The following is a 19,345-nucleotide window of genomic DNA, read 5'->3' on the forward strand; positions in this document are numbered from 1 at the left end:
TCTGCCGTTCCTTTTAATTTGTGACCTTTGATCGTCTTATCACCAAATCGCAGGAAGTTTGCGAAATAAATGCTAAGAACAGCTATGTAGACAGGCTAAAATGCCCGACCGGCTATCCGCTGCCCCCATTTCCATGCGCCCCACAAGGTTCGCTACGTGATCGAGTTTCAAAATGTCCATAAAACCTACCGCGTGGCCGGTAGGGAAATCCCCGCGCTGCACCCCACCAACCTGACCGTCGAGAACGGCCAGGTGTTTGGCCTGATCGGCCATTCCGGTGCTGGCAAAAGCACCCTGTTGCGCCTGATCAACCGCCTGGAGGCGCCTTCGGGTGGCCGCATCATCGTCGACGGCGAGGACGTGACGGCCTTCGATGCCGACCATCTGCGACGCTTCCGCCAACAAGTCGGGATGATCTTCCAGCACTTCAACCTGCTGGCGTCCAAGACCGTCGCCGACAACGTAGCCCTGCCGCTGCGGCTGGCGGGTGAGCTGTCGGGCAGCGAGATAAACAACCGCGTGGCGGCCTTGCTCGAGCGCGTGGGCCTGTCCGATCACGCCAAGAAGTACCCAGCGCAGCTGTCCGGTGGCCAAAAGCAGCGCGTCGGCATTGCCCGCGCCCTGTCGACCAACCCGAAAATACTGCTGTGCGACGAGGCCACCAGCGCCCTTGACCCGCAAACCACGGCCTCGGTGCTGCAATTGCTGGCCGAGATCAACCGCGAGCTGAAGCTGACAATCGTGTTGATCACCCACGAAATGGACGTGATTCGCCGTGTTTGTGACCAGGTTGCCGTGATGGATGGCGGCGTGATTGTCGAGCAAGGCTCGGTGGCCGACGTGTTCCTGCATCCGCAGCACCCGACCACCAAGCGCTTCGTGCAGGAAGACGAGCAGGTCGACGAAAACGAGCAGCGCGACGACTTTGCCCACGTGCCAGGCCGCATCGTGCGCCTGACCTTCCAAGGTGAATCGACCTACGCGCCGTTGCTGGGGACCATCGCCCGGGAAACCGGCGTGGACTACAGCATCCTCGCCGGCCGTATCGACCGCATCAAAGACACGCCCTACGGCCAACTGACGCTGGCCATCACCGGCGGCGACATGGACGCCGCCTTTGCCCGCTTCACCTCTGCAGACGTTCATATGGAGGTGCTGCGCTGATGGATTTTCTCTCTTACTTCGCCAACGTCGACTGGATGGAGATCCTCGAGGCCACCAGTGACACCATGGTGATGCTCGGCACGTCCCTGCTGTTCACCATTTTGCTGGGCCTGCCGCTGGGCGTGCTGCTGTTCGTCTGTGGCCCGCGCCAGCTGTTCGAGTCCAAGGGCTTGTACGCGATCCTGGCGTTGTGCGTGAACGTGCTGCGCTCGCTGCCTTTCATCATCCTTTTGATCGTACTGATCCCGGTCACCGTGCTGATCACCGGTACTTCGCTGGGTGTGGCCGGGGCCATTCCACCGCTGGTAATCGGCTGCACGCCGTTCTTCGCCCGCCTGGTGGAAACCGCCCTGCGGGAAGTGGACCGCGGCATTATCGAGGCTACCCAGTCGATGGGGGCCACGCCACGGCAGATCATCATGAGCGCGCTGTTGCCCGAGGCGATGCCAGGGATTATCGCGGCGATTACCGTGACAGCGATTACACTGGTTTCCTACACCGCCATGGCCGGTGTGGTGGGTGCTGGCGGCCTCGGCGACCTGTCGATCCGCTTCGGCTACCAGCGCTTCCAGACCGACGTGATGATCGTCACCGTGGTGATCCTGGTGTTGCTGGTGCAAGTGCTGCAGACCATCGGCGACAAGCTGGTCGTGCATTTTTCCCGTAAGTAAACGAAGTGCCGGCCATTGCCGGCGCTGAGGGCCCAAGGCCTTCACAAGGAGTTGACCGATGAAAAAACTATTGGCTGCCTTTGCCGCCGTTGCCGCGCTGTCTGCCCATGCCAACGAGACCCTGACCGTGGCCGCGACCGCCGTGCCGCACGCGGAAATTCTCGAATTCGTCAAACCGGCGCTGGCCAAGGAAGGCGTCGACCTGAACATCAAGGTGTTCACCGACTACATCCAGCCGAACGTGCAAGTGGCGGAAAAACGCCTGGACGCTAACTTCTTCCAGCACCAGCCGTACCTGGATGAGTTCAACAAGGGCAAGGGCACCAACCTGGTCGCCGTGACCGGCGTGCACCTGGAGCCTTTGGGCGCTTACTCCAGCAAGTGGAAGTCGCTGGCCGAGATCCCGGGCGGTGCCAACGTAGTGATCCCTAACGACGCCACCAACGGCGGCCGCGCGCTGCTGCTTTTGCAAAAGGCCGGGCTGATCAAGCTGAAGGATTCGAGCAACATCCTGTCGACGCCCAAGGATATCGTCGAGAACACCAAGGACCTGAAGATTCGCGAGCTGGAAGCCGCCACCCTGCCGCGCGTGCTGACCCAGGTCGACCTGGCGCTGATCAACACCAACTACGCGCTGGAAGCCAAGCTGGACCCGTCCAAGGACGCCCTGATCATCGAAGGCAACGACTCGCCTTACGTGAACATCCTGGTCGCACGTCCGGACAACAAGGATTCGCCAGCCATGCAGAAGCTGGCGGCGGCGCTGCATAGCCCGGAGCTGAAGGCGTTCATTCTCGAGAAGTACAAGGGCGCGGTACTGCCTGCGTTCTGATGAGGCCGCCTCGTAGATGAATCTGCTCTTGTAGGAGCGGATTCATCCGCGAATCAGGCGCCGTGGAGTATCAGACAAACTGCGGCGCGTTCTTCGCGGATGAATCCGCTCCTACAGATCGACGAGAGCCCCTGTAGGATTCATCCGCGAACCAAACGCCGCTAATCCCGCTTCACCAAACCCGGCAACTGCGCCACCAGCTTCTGTGCATTGACCGGCGCACGGATAAACCCGCGCTGAGTGCCGTCCGGGCCTATCAGGGCCAGGTTGCCGCTGTGGTCTACCGTGTAGTTCGGCTTGCTGGTGTCGGCCGGGATGTACGGCACGCTGACCGCGTTGGCCAGCTTTTGCAGCGTCTCCACGGAGCCGGTCAGGCCCACGAAATCCTTGTCGAAATAGCCCAGGTACTGCTTGAGCTGCTGCGGCGTATCGCGGTTCGGGTCCACGCTCACCAATACCACCTGCAAGCGCTCCACGGCGGCCTTGGGCAGGTCTGCCTTGACCTGGCGCAGTTGCGCCAGGGTGGTGGGGCAGATGTCCGGGCAAAACGTGTAGCCAAAGAACATCAACGTCCACTTGCCCTTGAGCTGGTCCAGGGCAACGGCCTGGCCATTCTGGTCGGTCATCTCCAGCGCTGGGATCTGGCGGCTTTGCGGCAATAGGAGGATCCCCGCGTCGATCAGGGCGGGGGAGGCGTTGTCGTGCTTGTCGTTGAGCACGCGGTTGATGGTCAGGCCCAGCACCACAGCGATCAGGGCGACAAGGATGAAGACGGTTTTCTGGATGCGGGTCATAGGCTCAGCAACAGGTAATGATCGACGAGCAGGGCGACGAACAGCAGCAGCAGGTACCAGATCGAGTACTTGAACAGGCTCATCGCCGCATGCGGCAGGCGGTCACGGTACAACAGCCAGGCCCACTGCAGGAAGCGCGCGCCGAGGGCAATGGCGCACCCCAGGTAGATCAGGCCGCTCATGCGGATCACGTAGGGCATCAAACTGATTGCGAACAAGGCACTGCTGTAGAGCAGGATATGCACCTTGGTGTAGTACACGCCGTGGGTCACCGGCAGCATGGGGATGTCGGCCTTGGCGTACTCTTCGCGGCGATGGATGGCCAGCGCCCAGAAATGCGGCGGGGTCCAGGTGAAGATGATCAGTACCAGCAGCAACGGCTCGGCGCTGATATGCCCGGTTACCGCCACCCAGCCCAATAAGGGTGGCGCGGCCCCGGCCAGGCCGCCGATCACGATGTTCTGCGGCGTGGCGCGCTTGAGAAAGCCCGTGTAGATCACCGCGTAACCGAGCAACGAGGCCAGGGTCAGCCAAGCCGTGAGGGGGTTGGTAAACAACAACAGCACCGCCATGCCAAGCACCGAAAGCAGCAAGGCGAACATCAGCGCCGCCACCGGGCCGACCCGGCCTTCAGCCAGGGGGCGCTTGTGGGTACGGGCCATGATCGCGTCGATACGCCGATCCACCACATGGTTGACCGCCGCCGCCCCACCCGCGCAAAGCGCAATGCCAAGGTTACCGAACAGCAGCAAGGTTATGGATGGCAGGCCGCGCGTGGCGAGAAGCATGCCGACCAGGGAAGTGATCAGCATCAGGACCACCACCTTGGGCTTGGTCAGCTCCAAATAATCGCGCCACAATGGGCGTTCGGCGGTGATGCTCAAGGCTCTTTTCATTTGCCATTCCACAGGGCGGGCAGGTGGGGGCGCCAGTGCCAGCGGTCACGCTGAGCGGCCGGCAAGGGCACGGTGCGGGTGCAGTAATTGACCAGCAGCAGGGTCAGCAACAGCGTGGCGCCACCGGCATTGTGCGCCACGGCAACCGCCAGCGGCAGGTGCAGCACGACATTGCTGATGCCCAACCCAACCTGCAGCCCAAGCGCCAGCAGCACCAACAGCCCAAGGCGGGGCAAGCCCGCGTGCTTGAGCTGCCAGGCCAGGCCCAATAACACCAGCGTGACCAACCCGGCGCCCAAACGATGGCTGAGGTGGATGGCCGTGCGCGCTTCACTGTCCAAGTGCCCACCCAGGTAATTGGGGCCAATGTGTTGGGTCAGGTTGAAGCCGTTGGCAAAGTCCGCATCGGGCAGCCATTGCCCCTGGCACATGGGAAAGTCTACGCAGGCCATCGCCGCGTAATTGGAACTGACCCAACCGCCCAGGGCGATCTGGCCGATCACCAACGCCAGGCCTACGCCCGCCCAGCCACGCAACCGCGCAGGCACCGCAGGCGACGCCGGGAAGGCCCCCGACAGGCGCACCGCCAGCATGAACAACAGGCTCAACGTGGCAAAGCCACCCAGCAGGTGCGAGGTAACCACCTGCGGCCATAACTTGAGGGTCACCGTCCACATGCCAAAGGCCGCTTGGGCGATCACCACCCCCAACAGCACCAGCGGCAGTTTGAACGGCTGGCCATCGCGGCCATGTCGGCGCAGCGCCTGCACCGCCAACGTGACGATGAGCAACCCCAGGCTACCGGCGAAGTAGCGGTGGATCATTTCGCTCCAACCTTTTTGCGCCTCCACCGGGTGATCGGGAAAGTGCAGCTCGGCGTGGGCCAATTGGCTATCGGTGCTGGGCACGGCCATGAACCCGTAGCAGCCCGGCCAATCCGGGCAGCCAAGGCCGGCATGAGTCAGGCGGGTATAGGCACCGAGCAATACGACGACCAAGGCCAGTGCGGTGGCGAGCAGGGCGAGGCGGAAACCAGGTCTGGCCATGAGAATGTCCTACCCAATGTTGGACAGCTTCAGCAGTTGGCGAAGGTCGTTTAGCAGGTCCTTGCCGTTGACCCCGGCGCCATAGCGCAGCACCAGGTTGCCGTGCGGGTCGATGATCCACAGCTGCGGCCCGGGCTTGCCTTCGCTCCACCTGGCGTATTTGCCGGTGTCCAGCCCATAGCGTTGCAAGCGCGGGTACTCGCGGGCCAGGCGTGCCTCGTAGTCGGCGCCCTGCGGCTGGCTGACGGCCAAGGCATGGCTGGCCCGCGAGGCATCGCGGCCCAGGCCGATCTGCACCTGGCGCGCCAGGTACACCAGTTGCTGGCAATCGGCGGCGCATTCGCCAGGCTCGGTCACCAACATCTGCCAACGGCTTTCATCGGCCGGCACACCCAAGTCGGCGCGAGTTTCGCCGGTGCCGATCAACTCACCGTGGTAACTGCGGCCGTCCGGCACCCAGAAATTGAGCTTGTACATGCCGGTCGCCAGGATCATTGGCCCCACCGACACCAGCAGTATCAACAGCAACTGCAGGCGCCCGCGTTTGCGCCGCGGCGCGCTGGTCGCTTCAGGTATGTTGAGTGGCTTCATGGCCGCGCCCATGGCGTTTCTCCTTTTTCTTGTTATGCCAACCGAAATACAGATAAAGCCCAAACAAGGTCAGGGCCATGGCGAACCACTGCACCGCATAGCCCAAGTGCTTCTCCGGGCCCATGGACACCACGGCGAAGTCCAATTGATAAGCCGCCGGGCCCGGCTCAAGGCGCACCTCATGGGCAAAGCCTTCGCGCCCAAGCTGCGCCCAGACTGCTTGCGGTTCGAACGCGGTGATCAGCTTGGGCCAAGTAGCCACCACTGGGTCGGCCTGCAGCTGGAACGTGGCCCCCGGTGGCACGTAGACCCAGGCATCGATGCTCAGGGTTTGCTCGGGTGTCGTGTAGGCGGGCGCCACCCGGCGATTGGGCCAAGGCAGCCAACCCCGGTTCACCAACAGCCACAGGCCGCTGGCCTGGTCATGGAAGGGCTGTAACAACTCGACACCTGCGCGCCCCTCGCGCATGCGGTTATCCAGCAGCAGGGTGTGCTCGGCGTCGAACTGCCCGCGCAAATGCACACGCCGAAAGTCCGGATCAGCCAAGCCCTGCAACTGGCCACTGGCGATAGGTTCGGCCGCGCGATGGGCCGCGTACACCGCCAGCAACTGACGTTTTTCATCGGCACGGTCCAACTGCCAGAAACCCAGCCACACCATGGCCGGTACCAGCACAAGTACCACTAGCGTCGGCAACAAGCCGGGCCGGAAGGGCTTCAAGGCTGGCTACCTGGTGCAGTCGCTATACTGAAATACATCGCAGTTCCCCCGGAGTCTCGCCATGCTCAAAGCCGCGATCATCCTGATGTTGCTGGCTACGGTGGTCAGCCTGTTCAGTGGTCTGTTCTTTCTGGTCAAGGACGATGGCCGCTCCAACCGCCTGGTCAAGGCGCTGACCCTGCGCGTCGGCCTTGCGGTCATCACCTTGGGCCTGGTGGCGTGGGGCTTCTACAGCGGCCAACTGGTCTCGCAAGCCCCCTGGTAGCCGACTTAAAGCACGTAAACAAAGATAAACAGCCCCACCCACACCACATCCACGAAGTGCCAATACCAACTGGCGGCCTCGAAACCGAACTGGTGGTCTTGATCGAAGTGCCCGCGCATGATGCGGATCAGCATCACCGTGAGTATCAAAGTACCCATGGTCACGTGGGCACCGTGGAACCCCGTGAGCATGAAGAACGTTGCGCCGTAGATGCCCGAGCCCAGGGTCAGGCCCAACTCGTGGTAGGCCTCGACATATTCATGGGCCTGCAAGAACAGAAAGGCCACGCCCAATAAAATGGTGGCCGCCAGCCAGAGTTTCAGTGCCCCGCGATGGCCCTTTTTCAGGGCGTGGTGCGCGATGGTGATGGTCACGCTGGAGCTCACCAACAAAATCGTGTTGATCAGCGGCAGGTGCCACGGATCGATAACGCCTTTGGGCGGTGGAAATAATTTCGGGTCCGGGGTATGCAGCAGCGGCCAGGTGAACTGGAAGTTCGGCCACAGCATATGCGCGATACCCTTGGTGCCTTCCCCGCCCAAGGCTGGACCGGAGATGTGGCGCACGTAAAACAACGTGCCGAAGAAGGCAACGAAGAACATCACCTCGGAAAAGATGAACCAGGACATGCCCCAGCGAAACGAGCGATCCATTTGCGGGCTATAGAGCCCTGCGCGGCTTTCCTTGATGACGGTGCCAAACCAGCCGAACATCATGTAGGCGACGATCAAACCGCCGGCGAAAAAGATCAGCGGGCCGTGGGATTCCGGGTGCCCGGCCTTCATGTCGTTGAACCAGGTACCCAGCCCGAATACCGTGGTCAGTAGCCCTAGGGTCGCGATGATCGGCCACTTGCTTTGCGCCGGGACGTAATAGTGTTCGTGCGTCGCCATGGTCTTGTTCTCCTTGTCGCACAGGTACGATCAGGGTGCGTTAACCGCCAACCTTGGCCACCGGAGGGTGGCGGGCCGTGATATCGAACAGCGTGTAAGCCAGCGTCAGGTGCTTGATATCCGGCGGCAGGTCACGATCAACAATGAAACGCACCGGCATTTCGATGCGTTCGCCCGGCTGTAGCACTTGCTGGGTGAAACAAAAGCATTCGGTCTTATGGAAATACGCCGCCGCCGTGGAAGGCGCGATGCTCGGCACAGCCTGTGCGCTCATGGCATGGTCACTGGGGTTACGCGCCACGAAGATCATCTCCGTGACGGCGCCGGGGTGCACCACTACCTCGTCGGCCTTTGAATAGAATTCCCAGACCATATCCACGGCATTGGTTGGCAAAAACTGCACGCGCACCTGGCGGTTCTGGTCGATCACCTGGCTGCCTTCGTACTGCCCGGCAGTCTTGCCATTGATGCCGAAGGCCTTGCACATCACGTCGTACAGCGGCACCAGGGCGAAACCAAAGGCAAACATCAGCACCACGATCAATAACAGCCAACGGACCAGGCGCTTGAGCGGCATGCCTTCGCTGCTTTTCATTTCATTTCACTTCCGGTGGCGTGGTGAACGAGTGGTAAGGCGCGGGCGAAGGAATCGTCCACTCCAGCCCTTCAGCGCCATCCCACGGCTTGGCCGGCGCAGGCGGGCCGCCGCGGATGGTTTTGATCACAATGAACAGGAAGAAAATCTGCGTGGCGCCAAAGGTGAAGGCACCGATGGAAGAAACCATGTTGAAGTTGGCGAACTGCAGGTTGTAGTCCGGAACCCTGCGCGGCATGCCGGCAAGGCCGACGAAGTGCATGGGGAAGAAAGCCATGTTCATGCCGATGAACGACAGCCAGAAGTGCAGCTTGCCGAGGGTTTCGTCGTACATGTGCCCGGTCCACTTCGGCAACCAGTAGTAGGCCGAGGCGAAGATGCCAAAGATCGCCCCAGGCACCAGCACGTAGTGAAAGTGGGCGACCACGAAGTAGGTGTCCTGGTATTGGAAGTCCGCCGGGGCGATCGCCAGCATCAGGCCGGAAAAGCCGCCGATGGTGAACAGGATCACGAAGGCTACGGCAAACAGCATCGGCGTTTCGAACGTCAGCGAGCCCTGCCACATGGTGCTCACCCAATTGAACACCTTCACCCCTGTGGGCACGGCGATCAGCATGGTCGCATACATGAAAAACAGCTCGCCCACCAAGGGGATGCCGACCACGAACATGTGGTGCGCCCATACGATAAATGACAGGAACGCGATACTGGCGGTGGCGTAGACCATCGACGTGTAGCCAAACAGTGGTTTGCGGGAAAAAGCGGGGATAATCGAGCTAACGGCGCCGAACGCCGGCAAAATCATGATGTATACCTCCGGGTGCCCGAAAAACCAGAACACATGCTGGAACAGCACGGGGTCACCGCCACCGGCGGCGCTGAAGAAGCTGGTGCCGAAGTGAATGTCCATCAACATCATGGTCACGCAACCGGCCAGCACCGGCATCACCGCAATCAACAGGAATGCGGTGATCAACCAGGTCCAGACGAACAGCGGCATTTTCATCAGCGTCATGCCGGGCGCACGCAGGTTGAGGATGGTGGCGATCACGTTGATCGCACCCATGATCGAGCTGATACCCATCAGGTGGATGGCGAAGATAAAAAACGTCACGCTGGGCGGTGCATAGGTGGTCGACAGTGGCGCATAGAACGTCCAACCGAAGTTAGGGCCGCCGCCGGGCATGAACAGCGTCGACACCAGCAACAGAAAGGCGGCGGGCAACAGCCAGAAGCTGAAGTTATTCATGCGCGGCAGGGCCATGTCCGGCGCGCCGATCATCAGCGGGATCATCCAGTTGGCCAGGCCGACAAAGGCCGGCATGACCGCGCCGAACACCATTACCAGGCCGTGCATGGTGGTCATCTGGTTGAAGAACGCCGGCTCCACGATCTGCAGGCCAGGCTGGAACAGCTCGGCGCGGATCACCATGGCGAACGAGCCGCCCAACAAAAACATGCAGAAGCTGAACCACAGGTACAGGGTACCGATGTCCTTGTGGTTAGTGGTCAGCACCCAGCGCATCAGCCCTTTGGCAGGGCCATGGGCGTGCTCGCCGGCGTGGCCATGATCATCGACGACTGCACTCATGTCCTGTCTCCCCTGGGGTTGAACCGGTTCATTTGCTTTCTGCCTGTTTCAGCTCGAGCACTTCCTTGGGCGTGACCATGTCACCTTTGTTGTTGCCCCAGGCATTGCGCTCATAGGTGACCACGGCCGCGATATCGACTTCCGACAGCTGCTTGCCGAACGCGGCCATCGCCGTGCCTGGCTTGCCGAAGTACACGCGGTGCAGGTGGTCCTCCTTGGGGCCGGTGGCGATTTTCGAGCCCTTGAGCGCCGGGAACATTGGCGGCAGGCCCTGGCCCTCGGCCTGGTGGCAGGCCACGCAGGTGGTGTGGTAGATCTTGTCGCCACGGTCGGACAGTTCTTGCAGCGTCCACTCCTTGCTGGTGAGCTCCTTGAGCTTGGCACTCTCGGCCTTGCGCTCGGCCAGCCAGGTGTCGAAGTCGGCCTGGGTCTTGGCCTCGACCACGATTGGCATGAAGCCATGGTCCTTGCCGCACAACTCGCTGCACTGGCCACGGTAGATGCCGGGTTTGTCGATGCGCGTCCAGGCCTCGTTGACGAATCCGGGTATGGCGTCGCGTTTGACCGCGAAGGCCGGCACCCACCAGGAGTGAATCACGTCGGCGGCGGTCACCAGAAACCGGATCTTCGCGCCCACCGGTAACACCAGCGGCTGGTCGACCTCCAGCAAGTAATGCTCGTCCTTGGGCGCCTGGTTATGGATCTGCTCTTGCGGGGTGGCGAGGTTGCTGAAGAACTCGACGTCTTGCCCCAGGTATTTGTAGTGCCACTTCCACTGGTAGCCGGTGATCTGGATATCCAGGTCCGATTCACTAGGGTCGTAGATCTTTATCAGGGTGCGCGTGGCCGGCACCGACATCACCACCAGGATGATCAGGGGGATGACCGTCCAGAGGATTTCCACGCCAGTGTGTTCGTGAAAGTGCGCCGCTTGCTGGCCGGTGGAGCGACGATGAACGATCATCGACCAGAACATCGCGCCGAACACCAGGATGCCGATCACCACACAGATCCAGAAAATGGTCATGTGCAGGTCGTAGACGTCGTGACTGATTTGAGTCGCGCCCTGAGTCATATTCACAGTCCAGGCGGCGTTGGCCTGGCTGAATATCGACCACAACAGAAGGCCCATCCAGACGTGTGGATGTCGCATCATTGCGGGTTCCCCTTATCGTTCTTGTTATCCCGGAGGCCAAGGCCTGCGGCTAAGGGAGCGGCGTCAAGACTGCGAACTTCAACGGCCGGGGCCTTCGCTGCGTAGGCAGTCGGGCTCATCAGCTAAATCGGTTACAAACCCGAGTATAGTCAGCACCCTGTACCTCGCAACGCGCGGGCTTAAAATGAAATTTTGCACGCAGCCCGCGCTCTTGAGCTAAGCGCAATCCGTGGCCTGTAGCCGAAGTTGATTTCGTCTTATAGCTAGATGCATAAAACGATTACGCGATTATTACAAATGCGTCTTAGCAAACGTTCAAATCGAGCTATCTTAGACTTTCCCCGATACAGCCCCTTCCCCTGGAGACTCCATGAACACCGCCGCATTGCGCGAGCAGATCCAGCGTGCCCACCAACATGAGGCCGAGACTGGCCATCTGACGTTGCTACTGGAAAAACAACTGCCACACCTGCACCCCGCCATCCAGCTGCCAGACAGCGATGCCAAGGGTGTATTAACTCGTTTTGTAACTGCCTACATCGAGCAAGTACCCGACATGCTTGATGCCGCCAATGACGTCGCCATCAAGGCCGGTATCGAGTCGCAGATCAAACCGGTACTGAAAATCGCCGAGCAATACTTCATTCAGCCACCCAAGGTCATGGAAGGGCACGTGGGGCTGGACAGCTTGCTGGATGAGGCCTACCTGGCGCATCGGCTGGTCGAGGAGGTGAATGACCTGTACATCCGCGAATTCAAGCAGCCGCTGATCCCGCTGGACACCACCATGGCCAGCCTGATCGCCCACCAATTGATTGGCGAAGCGTTCGCCAACCAACTGGACGAAGCGGTGCATCATTCGGTAGACAGTTTGCTCAACGAAGACAGCTTCGCCCGCGAGTCGGTCGAGCAGTACCGTGACAAGCTGACCAGTGCCGAGACCGGTGAGGCCTGGAAAAAGTGGCCGTGCATGTCGCGGCAGTTGGGTGTGGACTTAAATTTGTAGGAGCGGATTTATCCGCGAAAAAATCAACACGGTGCATCACGCACACCGCAGTGCAGCCTTCGCGGATAAATCCGCTCCTACAGGCATATCTGCGGCGTGTATGGGATAGATGTCATAGACATCTCTCCCTATGTACCAAAGCCATTGGTGGTACGCAAGCGCCCCTCGGTCCGCCGCTTCAGCCCTCGGCTCTCGATGATCAACCGCGAGCCCTTGGCCTGGTTCGCCCGGCCCCATTCCTCCAACAACTCCAGGCAGGAGTGGTCGATATAGCTCAGGCCTGCCAACGGTACATGCACCGTGGTACCGGCCGGGACAGTGCCCAACACCTGGGTCAACGCCGGCACCTTCAGAAAGGTCGCCGCACCGGTCAGGCGCAACTCCATCACGTTCTCTTCTTCACGGCTGACAAGGCTGATTTTCAATCGAGCCGCCTTCAGGGCAAGCTTTAGCAAGGTCAGGGCAAAACCCAGCAAAACGCCAGTCAGCAAGTCCGTGAAGATGATCGCCAATGCGGTTGCCGCGTAAGTGAACATAGGCATGCGCCCATAGCGCCCCAGGCCGCGAAACGCTTTCATGTCCACCAGCTTCACCCCGGTGTACACCAACACACCCGCCAAGCTCGCGACCGGAATACTTTGCAGCACGCTGGACAACGCCACCACAAATGCCAGCAGCCATATCCCATGGAAGATCGCCGACATTCGGGTTTGCGCACCTGCCTGCACGTTGGCCGAACTGCGCACGATCACCCCGGTCATCGGCAGCGCACCTAGCAAGCCACACAGCATGTTGCCTACACCTTGGGCAGACAGTTCCCGGTCAAAATCTGAACGTACCCCGCTATGCATCCGGTCGACCGCTGCCGCCGAGAGCAGGGTTTCGGCGCTGGCGATAAAGGCCACGGCAAACGCCGCGATCAACAGCGCGGGGTCTGCCAGGTTGAGCAGGTCCGCCGGGCGCAGCCAATCGATCGCCTCGGCCAGGTTGTCGGGCACCTGCACACGCTTGACGGATAACGACAGCACCAGGCTGATCACCGTGGCAACGCCCACCCCCAGCAGCGCGCCTGGCACGAAGCGCAATGACTTGGGCCGGTAATGCTCCCAGGTCCACATGATCGCGATGGTCAGCAGGCCCAAAAGGCCAGCTTGCCAACCTACCCCGCCACTGATGCTCGGCATGGCCTGGGCCAACGCCGCAGGGAAGCCCAGCAAGTTATCCAACCCTGCCGGCTGCGGAGCGCTGTCGAGCATCACATGCACCTGCGACAGCACGATCAGCACGCCGATGCCGGCCAGCATCCCGTACACCACGGCTGGCGCCGTGACACGGAACCAGCAACCCAGCTTGAAGCGCCCGGCCAGTAATTGCAGGAAACCGGCCAGCAATAAAATGGGCCCGAGCATGGCCATGCCATGCTGGCGCACCAACTCGAACACCAACACCGCAAGCCCTGCCGCAGGGCCGCTGACCTGCAACGGCGAGCCAGCCAGAAAGCCCACCACCACACCGCCAATAATCCCGGTAATCAAACCTTTGGCCGGTGGCATGCCCGAAGCGATGGCAATGCCCATGCACAACGGCAAGGCCACCAAAAACACCACCACCGAAGCGAGCAGTTCCCGCGGTAACGCCGCTTTGATTTGCGCAAAATTCATGTCGGTTCTCCTGAATGACAAGTCAGGCCCCAGCCCGTGGCCGCCCCGGAAAAACTGCGTCCCGGGCATTTTTCGGGCAGCCGGAAGCCGCCTGGCGAAAGCTCACCCGGATGTTCACATTTTCCAAAACGGTCGCGGGCCCGGCCGCCTGATCCTGGCGGCTACGAGGCCCTTTGAGGTGCTCTACAGAACGCTAGAAGCGCCCTTTAGGCGTGGCACTTGGCGTTGGATTAATCCCATCCAAAGGCAAGAAGCAGTCGCGTTCAGCGTCGTAAGCTCTGATTTCGCTGGTTTCGATGCTGTAGATCCAGCCATGGATAAACAACTGCCCGCTGGCCATGCGCGAAGCCACCGAGGGGTGCGTGCGCAAATGTTGAAGTTGGGCGATGACGTTTTCTTCGGTCAACACCTGCATGCTTTCGGCTTCATTAGCGCAGTTGCAGTTGTCTTCCACGACGATCTTGGCCACTTCGGCGTGGCGCAACCAGGCTTTGACCGTCGGCATTTTTTCCAGGCTTTGCGGGTTGAGTACTGCGCGCATGGCGCCGCAGTCCGAGTGCCCACAGACAATGATGTGGTGCACACCCAGCGCCAGGATCGCGTACTCGATGGCGGTTGAAACGCCACCGTTCATCTGGCCGTAAGGAGGCACAACGTTACCCACGTTGCGAGTCACGAACAGGTCGCCGGGCGAGCTGTGGGTAATCAATTCGGGCACGATGCGCGAATCTGCGCAGGTAATGAACATCGCCCGCGGCCGCTGAGCCGTGGCGAGCTTTTTGAAAAGCTCTTCCTGCTGGGGGAAGATCTCATGATGGAAATGCAAAAACCCATCGACCAGCGTCTTCAACGCCTGCTCGGCAGACTCGGCCTCGGGTGGCGAACCATCCTGGGATTGATCCTTATCGCTCATGGTGCATCCTCTTTGACGGTTTAAGGATATTTCCCATTTTACCGGGTAAACGCTCCAATAACGCATGCCTTGCGAGATGACATCTGAAGGATAGTGACTATCCAGTCATTCGTGATCTACGTTAACTGCCCAAACTTAACTGAACCTGAATCGAAGGCTCTAGCCTGCAGCTTTCAAGCCAAACAAGGCCATCAAAACAATATCAAATAAGCATCACTGGCCACTACCTCATAGCAGCGACAGCTGGCCGCCTGGTGGGCAAAATACCGTGCAATCTAGTGAATAGCCTTCCCGACGATCCAACCCGTAACGCTTGATGCCGGCACTGAAGCGTTGCGCCAACAGATCCGCAAACACACCTTCACCGCGCATGCGCGCGCCAAACCGGCTGTCGTAAAGTTCGCCACCACGGCTCTGCCGGATCAGGCTAAGTACATGCTCTGCTCGCTGCGGATAATGCGCATGCAGCCACTCCTCGAACAGCGGCGCCACTTCCAGGGGCAGGCGCAGCATCATGTAATTGGCCGTCAAGGCACCAGCCGCCTTGGCTTCGCGCAGCAGGCTTTCCAACTCGCTGTCATTGATCATCGGGATCATCGGTGAACACAGTACCCCCACGGGTATACCTGCCTCTCGCATCACCCGTATGGCTCGCAAACGCGCCTTGGGTGCGGCGGCGCGAGGTTCAAGGATACGCTTGAGCTCGTCATCCAGCGTGGTCAGGCTGATCATTACCGACACCAAACGCTGTTCGGCCAACTCCTTGAGCAGGTCCAAATCGCGCAATATCAGCGAGCCCTTGGTCACGATAGTGACCGGGTGACGATAGCGCAGCAACACCTCAAGCAACCTGCGGGTCAGCTGTTGTTCGCGTTCGATGGGCTGGTAAGGGTCGGTATTGGACCCCAGGTTGATGGGCGCACACACATAGCCACGCTTGCTTAGCTGTTGCTCCAGCAACTCGGCGGCGTTGGTCTTGGCAATCAACTTGGTTTCAAAATCCAGACCCGGCGACATGTCCCAGTAGGCATGGCTGGGCCTTGCATAGCAGTAGATACAGCCATGCTCACAGCCGCGGTAGGGGTTGATCGAGCGGTCGAAGGGCAGGTCGGGAGAAGTATTGCGGGTGATGATAGTTTTTGAGGTTTCGAAACGCACCTCGGTCCCTTGGGTAAGCGGTACTTCCTGATACCAGCCGTCATCCTCAGCCACCGAACGGTTGGGCGCGAAACGGTTGTGGGGGTTGGTGGCAGTGCCGCGACCGCGTGGGGGGATAGGGGTAGACATCAGGCAAACCTCGATACTGTATCTATGTACAGTATAGGGGCTGCCGTGAAGAAAGGAGCACCATCCATCACCGCGTCGGCCTTTTCGCGGATCAATCCGCTCCTACAGGCAGCCCGTGCAGGAGCGGATTGATCCGCGAATCATACGCAGCGCTCTATTGGATCAATGCGAAGTCACCTGCCCCAAGTCATCCCCGGAGGTGTTCTTCATGTCGTCGGTACGCAAGCTTTTCACGTCGCTCGCCTTGACCTCGGACCCCTGGTTACCCCAACTGGTGCGGATGAAGTTCACCACATCTGCCACTTCCTGGTCCGACAGCCGCCAGGCGTAACCCGGCATGGTGAAGTTGGACGGTGCAGTGTGCGTCGCCACCAAGGTACCGCCCTTGAGTACGATGTGGATCAGCGAGGTGGCATCGGCCGAGTTCAGCACAGGGTTACCGGCCAAGGCCGGGAACACGCGAGTATAGCCATGGCCGTCGGTACGGTGGCAGGCGGCGCAGTTGTCGATGTACACCGAGGCGCCCGGCTTGCTGTCGTCGCCTTTCCACAAAGCGTCGGCGACTTGCTTGTCGTACACCTGGGGCTTGTCGTTCGGATCGGTGGGCGGCAGTGTTTTCAGGTAGCGGGCAATGGCCGTGAGGTCGGCATCGCTCATGTACTGCATGCTGTGCTCGACTACATCGCTCATGCCGCCAAACACTGCGCTGCGGTCACTGCGGCCAGTTTTCAGGAATGCCACCAGGTCGGCTTCGCTCCAACTGCCCAAGCCGTCCTTGTGGTCACCGCGCAGGCTCTTGGCGATCCAGCCTTCCAGCGGCGCACTGCCAGCCAGGAACTCCTTGCCATCGGCCGGGTTGAGGGCTTTTTCCTGCATGGTGAGGGCACGCGGCGTGTGGCAAGCGCCACAGTGGCCCAGGCCTTCAACCAAGTAGGCGCCGCGATTGACGGCCTCGTCCGTACCCGCCGCCTTGAAGGGCTCGACCTTGGGCGCAAACATGCCACGCCAGAACGCCAAGGGCCAGCGCATGCTCAGTGGCCAATGGATATCCACCGCCTTGTTTTCCTGGGCAACCGGTTCCACGCCTTTCATGAAGTAGGCATACAGCGCCTTCATGTCGTCGTCGCTGACACGTGCGTAGGAAGGGTAAGGCATGGCCGGGTACAAGGTACTACCGCTTTTGCCGACACCATGGCGCACGGCCTGGTCGAAGTCTTCAAAGCTGTAGTCACCAATACCGGTTTGCTTGTCCGGGCTGATGTTAGTGGAGTAAATCGTGCCGATCGGCGTTTCCATCGGCAGGCCACCGGCGAAAGGCTTGCCACCCTTGGCGGTGTGGCAGGCCACGCAGTCGCCGGCGCGCGCCAGGTATTCGCCTTGCTTGATCAGGCTGTTGTCGGGCGCCTGGGCGGCGAACAGGGGCATGCTGGCCACGGCCAGCGAAGCGATAAACAGGTTTTTCATGGTCACCGCTCCTTATGCCTGTACCAACGGGCCTGGGTTTTTCAGGTACTGCTCACGGATGGCCTTGGCCGACCAGTAAGTCAGCGCCGCCACCAGGCCAGTAGGGTTGTAGCCCAGGCCTTGTGGGAACGCGGAAGCACCCGGCACGAACACGTTGTGCACGTCCCAGCATTGCAGGTAGCGGTTCAGCGCACTGGTTTTCGGATCGGTACCCATGATCGCGCCACCATTGAGGTGGGTGGTCTGGTAGGCCGAGGTGTTGAAGTGCTCACCAACCTTCTTGCCGAGCAGGGCGATGGACTTGGGGTTCATGGCCTTGGCGACTTTGCTCAACTTGTCGACCATGAACTGGTTCATCTTGATGTCGTTTTCTTGCCAATCGAACGTCATCCGCAACAGCGGCAAGCCGTAGGCATCCTTGTAGGTGGGGTCCAGGTCCAGGTAATTGCCGCGGTAGGACTGGTGCGCGCCGTGGGCGTCCATCGACACCTGGTGGGTGTAGTAGTCGGCTGTGGCGCGCTTCCAGGCACTGCCCCAGGCCGGCGTGCCCGGTGGGTTGGAGGTGCCGGCAATCGGCCGGCTGCCGGCCTGGTTGACCCACATCGGCGAACCACCGACGAAGCCATGGGGGCCATGGTCGAAGTTGTCGGCGTTGAAGTCGTCGATCGCCACGCCGTTGCCACCGGCACCGATGAAGTTGTTGGTGAACACGTCCTTGTCGAAGAACGCCTTAATGGTCGCCATGTTCTGGTAGGCAAAGTTGCGGCCCACCACGCCCTCATTGGTTTTCGGATCGTAGGGTTTGCCGATGCCGGACAGCAGCATCAAACGCACGTTGTTGAACTGGAACGCCCCCAGGATGACCAGGTCGGCCGGTTGCTCGATCTCGCGGCCCTGGGCATCGACGTAGCTCACGCCGGTGGCTTTTTTCTTGGTGCTGTCCAGGTTCACGCGCAGCACATGGGCGTTGGTGCGCAGTTCAAACTTGGGCTCCTGGCGCAGCGCCGGAAGAATGTTCACGTTCGGCGAGGCCTTGGAATACATGTAGCAAACATAGCCACTGCAAAAGCCGCAGAAGTTGCAAGGGCCCATCTGCGCGCCATACGGGTTGGTGTAAGGCCCCGAGGTGTTGGCCGACGGCAGGTTATAGGGCTTGTAGCCGACTTCGTTGGCGGCTTTCTGAAACAGCTGCGCGGAATAGGTGTTCTTCTGCGACTCAAGCGGGAACGGATTGGAGCGATCCGGCGCATAAGGGTTGCCGCCCTTGCCATCGCCGACCAGTTGGCCCTTGACGGTCCAGGCTTGGCCGGAGGTACCGAATACCTTCTCGGAAAAGTCGAAAAACGGCTCCAGTTCTTCGTACGTCACGCCGAAGTCCTGAATGGTCATGTCTTCGGGGATGAATTTCTTGCCGTAGCGCTCTTCGTAATGGCTGCGCATGCGCAACTCGATGGGGTCGACCCGAAAGTGCACGCCCGACCAGTGCAAACCTGCGCCGCCCACGCCCTTGCCCGGCAAGAACGCACCCAGTTGGCGGTTCGGCAGGGCCACGTCGTTGACGCTATGGCGGATGGTCACGGTTTCCTTGGAGATGTCCTGGAAGAGCTTTTTGCGCACGCTGTAGGTCAGTTCATCGATGACCTGCGGGTAGTTGCCGTCCGGATAGGTGTCCTGCATAGGGCCACGTTCCAGGGCAACGACATTCAAGCCGGCTTCCGTCAGTTCCTTGGCCATGATCGCGCCAGTCCAACCGAAACCGACGATCACCGCGTCGACCTTTTTCATTACCGTAGCCATGC

General features: G+C 60.5%; 19 protein-coding genes. 5 read left to right on the plus strand and 14 right to left on the minus strand.

Annotation, left to right across the window (positions count from 1 at the left end; genetic code table 11):
• Positions 1 to 156: 156 nt before the first annotated feature.
• Genes L9B60_RS11330 through L9B60_RS11340 form a run of 3 tightly spaced genes read left to right on the plus strand, consistent with a single transcriptional unit; the run spans position 157 to position 2,667 of the window.
• Entirely contained in the window at positions 157 to 1,164 is a 1,008-nt protein-coding gene (locus tag L9B60_RS11330) for a methionine ABC transporter ATP-binding protein (RefSeq protein ID WP_249678624.1), read from the plus strand.
• Entirely contained in the window at positions 1,164 to 1,835 is a 672-nt protein-coding gene (locus L9B60_RS11335) for a methionine ABC transporter permease (RefSeq protein WP_249678626.1), read from the plus strand. Before L9B60_RS11330 ends, L9B60_RS11335 begins: the two co-directional genes overlap by 1 nt.
• A 58-nt stretch (positions 1,836 to 1,893) precedes the next feature.
• Positions 1,894 to 2,667: a MetQ/NlpA family ABC transporter substrate-binding protein gene (locus L9B60_RS11340; protein WP_249678628.1), complete on the plus strand. Its 774-nt coding sequence runs from the start codon at positions 1,894 to 1,896 to the stop codon at positions 2,665 to 2,667.
• 161 nt (positions 2,668 to 2,828) lie between these two features.
• Here L9B60_RS11340 and L9B60_RS11345 read toward each other — a convergent pair whose 3' ends face one another.
• The 5 genes from L9B60_RS11345 to L9B60_RS11365 are packed head-to-tail and all read right to left on the minus strand — an operon-like array spanning position 2,829 to position 6,715.
• Positions 2,829 to 3,461, minus strand: a complete 633-nt coding sequence (locus tag L9B60_RS11345) for an SCO family protein (protein WP_249678630.1) — start codon at positions 3,459 to 3,461, stop codon at positions 2,829 to 2,831.
• A complete protein-coding gene (cyoE, locus tag L9B60_RS11350; RefSeq protein ID WP_249678631.1) occupies positions 3,458 to 4,357 on the minus strand; it encodes a heme o synthase in 900 nt (299 codons plus the stop codon). Before cyoE ends, L9B60_RS11345 begins: the two co-directional genes overlap by 4 nt.
• On the minus strand, positions 4,354 to 5,403 hold the full coding sequence (locus L9B60_RS11355) for a COX15/CtaA family protein (protein WP_249678632.1): 1,050 nt from the start codon (positions 5,401 to 5,403) through the stop codon (positions 4,354 to 4,356). The genes cyoE and L9B60_RS11355 overlap by 4 nt, the downstream gene beginning before the upstream one ends.
• Positions 5,404 to 5,412: 9 nt before the next feature.
• Positions 5,413 to 6,006 (minus strand): PA_0111/PP_0108 family redox-active disulfide protein, encoded by a 594-nt coding sequence (locus L9B60_RS11360; RefSeq protein ID WP_249678633.1) that lies wholly within the window; start codon positions 6,004 to 6,006, stop codon positions 5,413 to 5,415.
• Complete coding sequence (locus L9B60_RS11365; RefSeq protein ID WP_249678635.1) at positions 5,972 to 6,715, minus strand: SURF1 family protein; 744 nt, start codon at positions 6,713 to 6,715, stop codon at positions 5,972 to 5,974. The genes L9B60_RS11360 and L9B60_RS11365 overlap by 35 nt, the downstream gene beginning before the upstream one ends.
• A 61-nt stretch (positions 6,716 to 6,776) precedes the next feature.
• Here L9B60_RS11365 and L9B60_RS11370 point away from each other — a divergent pair, with 61 nt between their 5' ends.
• The gene (locus tag L9B60_RS11370) at positions 6,777 to 6,980 is read left to right on the plus strand and encodes a twin transmembrane helix small protein (protein WP_249678643.1); all 204 of its coding nucleotides are present in this window, start codon (positions 6,777 to 6,779) and stop codon (positions 6,978 to 6,980) included.
• Positions 6,981 to 6,985: 5 nt separating this feature from the next.
• Here the strand turns inward: L9B60_RS11370 and L9B60_RS11375 are convergent, their stop codons facing one another.
• The 4 genes from L9B60_RS11375 to coxB are packed head-to-tail and all read right to left on the minus strand — an operon-like array spanning position 6,986 to position 11,215.
• The gene (locus L9B60_RS11375; protein ID WP_249678645.1) at positions 6,986 to 7,873 is read right to left on the minus strand and encodes a cytochrome c oxidase subunit 3; all 888 of its coding nucleotides are present in this window, start codon (positions 7,871 to 7,873) and stop codon (positions 6,986 to 6,988) included.
• 40 nt (positions 7,874 to 7,913) lie between these two features.
• A complete protein-coding gene (locus tag L9B60_RS11380) occupies positions 7,914 to 8,468 on the minus strand; it encodes a cytochrome c oxidase assembly protein (RefSeq protein ID WP_249678647.1) in 555 nt (184 codons plus the stop codon).
• Between the two features lies 1 nt (position 8,469).
• Positions 8,470 to 10,059, minus strand: coding sequence for a cytochrome c oxidase subunit I (ctaD, locus tag L9B60_RS11385; RefSeq protein WP_249678649.1), 1,590 nt, complete (start codon positions 10,057 to 10,059; stop codon positions 8,470 to 8,472).
• A 28-nt stretch (positions 10,060 to 10,087) separates the two neighbouring features.
• Positions 10,088 to 11,215: a cytochrome c oxidase subunit II gene (coxB, locus tag L9B60_RS11390; RefSeq protein WP_249678651.1), complete on the minus strand. Its 1,128-nt coding sequence runs from the start codon at positions 11,213 to 11,215 to the stop codon at positions 10,088 to 10,090.
• A gap of 370 nt (positions 11,216 to 11,585) precedes the next feature.
• Here coxB and L9B60_RS11395 point away from each other — a divergent pair, with 370 nt between their 5' ends.
• A complete protein-coding gene (locus tag L9B60_RS11395; protein ID WP_249678653.1) occupies positions 11,586 to 12,221 on the plus strand; it encodes a hypothetical protein in 636 nt (211 codons plus the stop codon).
• Between the two features lie 128 nt (positions 12,222 to 12,349).
• On the opposite strand, the gene L9B60_RS11400 is transcribed toward L9B60_RS11395, so the two are convergent.
• The 5 genes from L9B60_RS11400 to L9B60_RS11420 form a co-directional block, all read right to left on the minus strand.
• Entirely contained in the window at positions 12,350 to 13,882 is a 1,533-nt protein-coding gene (locus L9B60_RS11400) for a SulP family inorganic anion transporter (protein ID WP_249678656.1), read from the minus strand.
• A gap of 193 nt (positions 13,883 to 14,075) precedes the next feature.
• The gene (locus L9B60_RS11405; RefSeq protein ID WP_249678657.1) at positions 14,076 to 14,795 is read right to left on the minus strand and encodes a carbonic anhydrase; all 720 of its coding nucleotides are present in this window, start codon (positions 14,793 to 14,795) and stop codon (positions 14,076 to 14,078) included.
• A 228-nt stretch (positions 14,796 to 15,023) separates the two neighbouring features.
• Positions 15,024 to 16,082: a PA0069 family radical SAM protein gene (locus tag L9B60_RS11410; RefSeq protein WP_249678658.1), complete on the minus strand. Its 1,059-nt coding sequence runs from the start codon at positions 16,080 to 16,082 to the stop codon at positions 15,024 to 15,026.
• 162 nt (positions 16,083 to 16,244) lie between these two features.
• The gene (locus L9B60_RS11415; RefSeq protein WP_249678659.1) at positions 16,245 to 17,546 is read right to left on the minus strand and encodes a c-type cytochrome; all 1,302 of its coding nucleotides are present in this window, start codon (positions 17,544 to 17,546) and stop codon (positions 16,245 to 16,247) included.
• A gap of 12 nt (positions 17,547 to 17,558) precedes the next feature.
• Positions 17,559 to 19,343 carry a GMC family oxidoreductase gene (locus L9B60_RS11420; protein WP_249678662.1) on the minus strand — a complete coding sequence of 595 codons (1,785 nt, stop codon included), beginning with the start codon at positions 19,341 to 19,343 and terminating at the stop codon, positions 17,559 to 17,561.
• Positions 19,344 to 19,345 lie beyond the last annotated feature (2 nt).

This window comes from Pseudomonas abieticivorans, assembly GCF_023509015.1.
Taxonomy (GTDB): Bacteria; Pseudomonadota; Gammaproteobacteria; order Pseudomonadales; family Pseudomonadaceae; genus Aquipseudomonas; species Aquipseudomonas abieticivorans.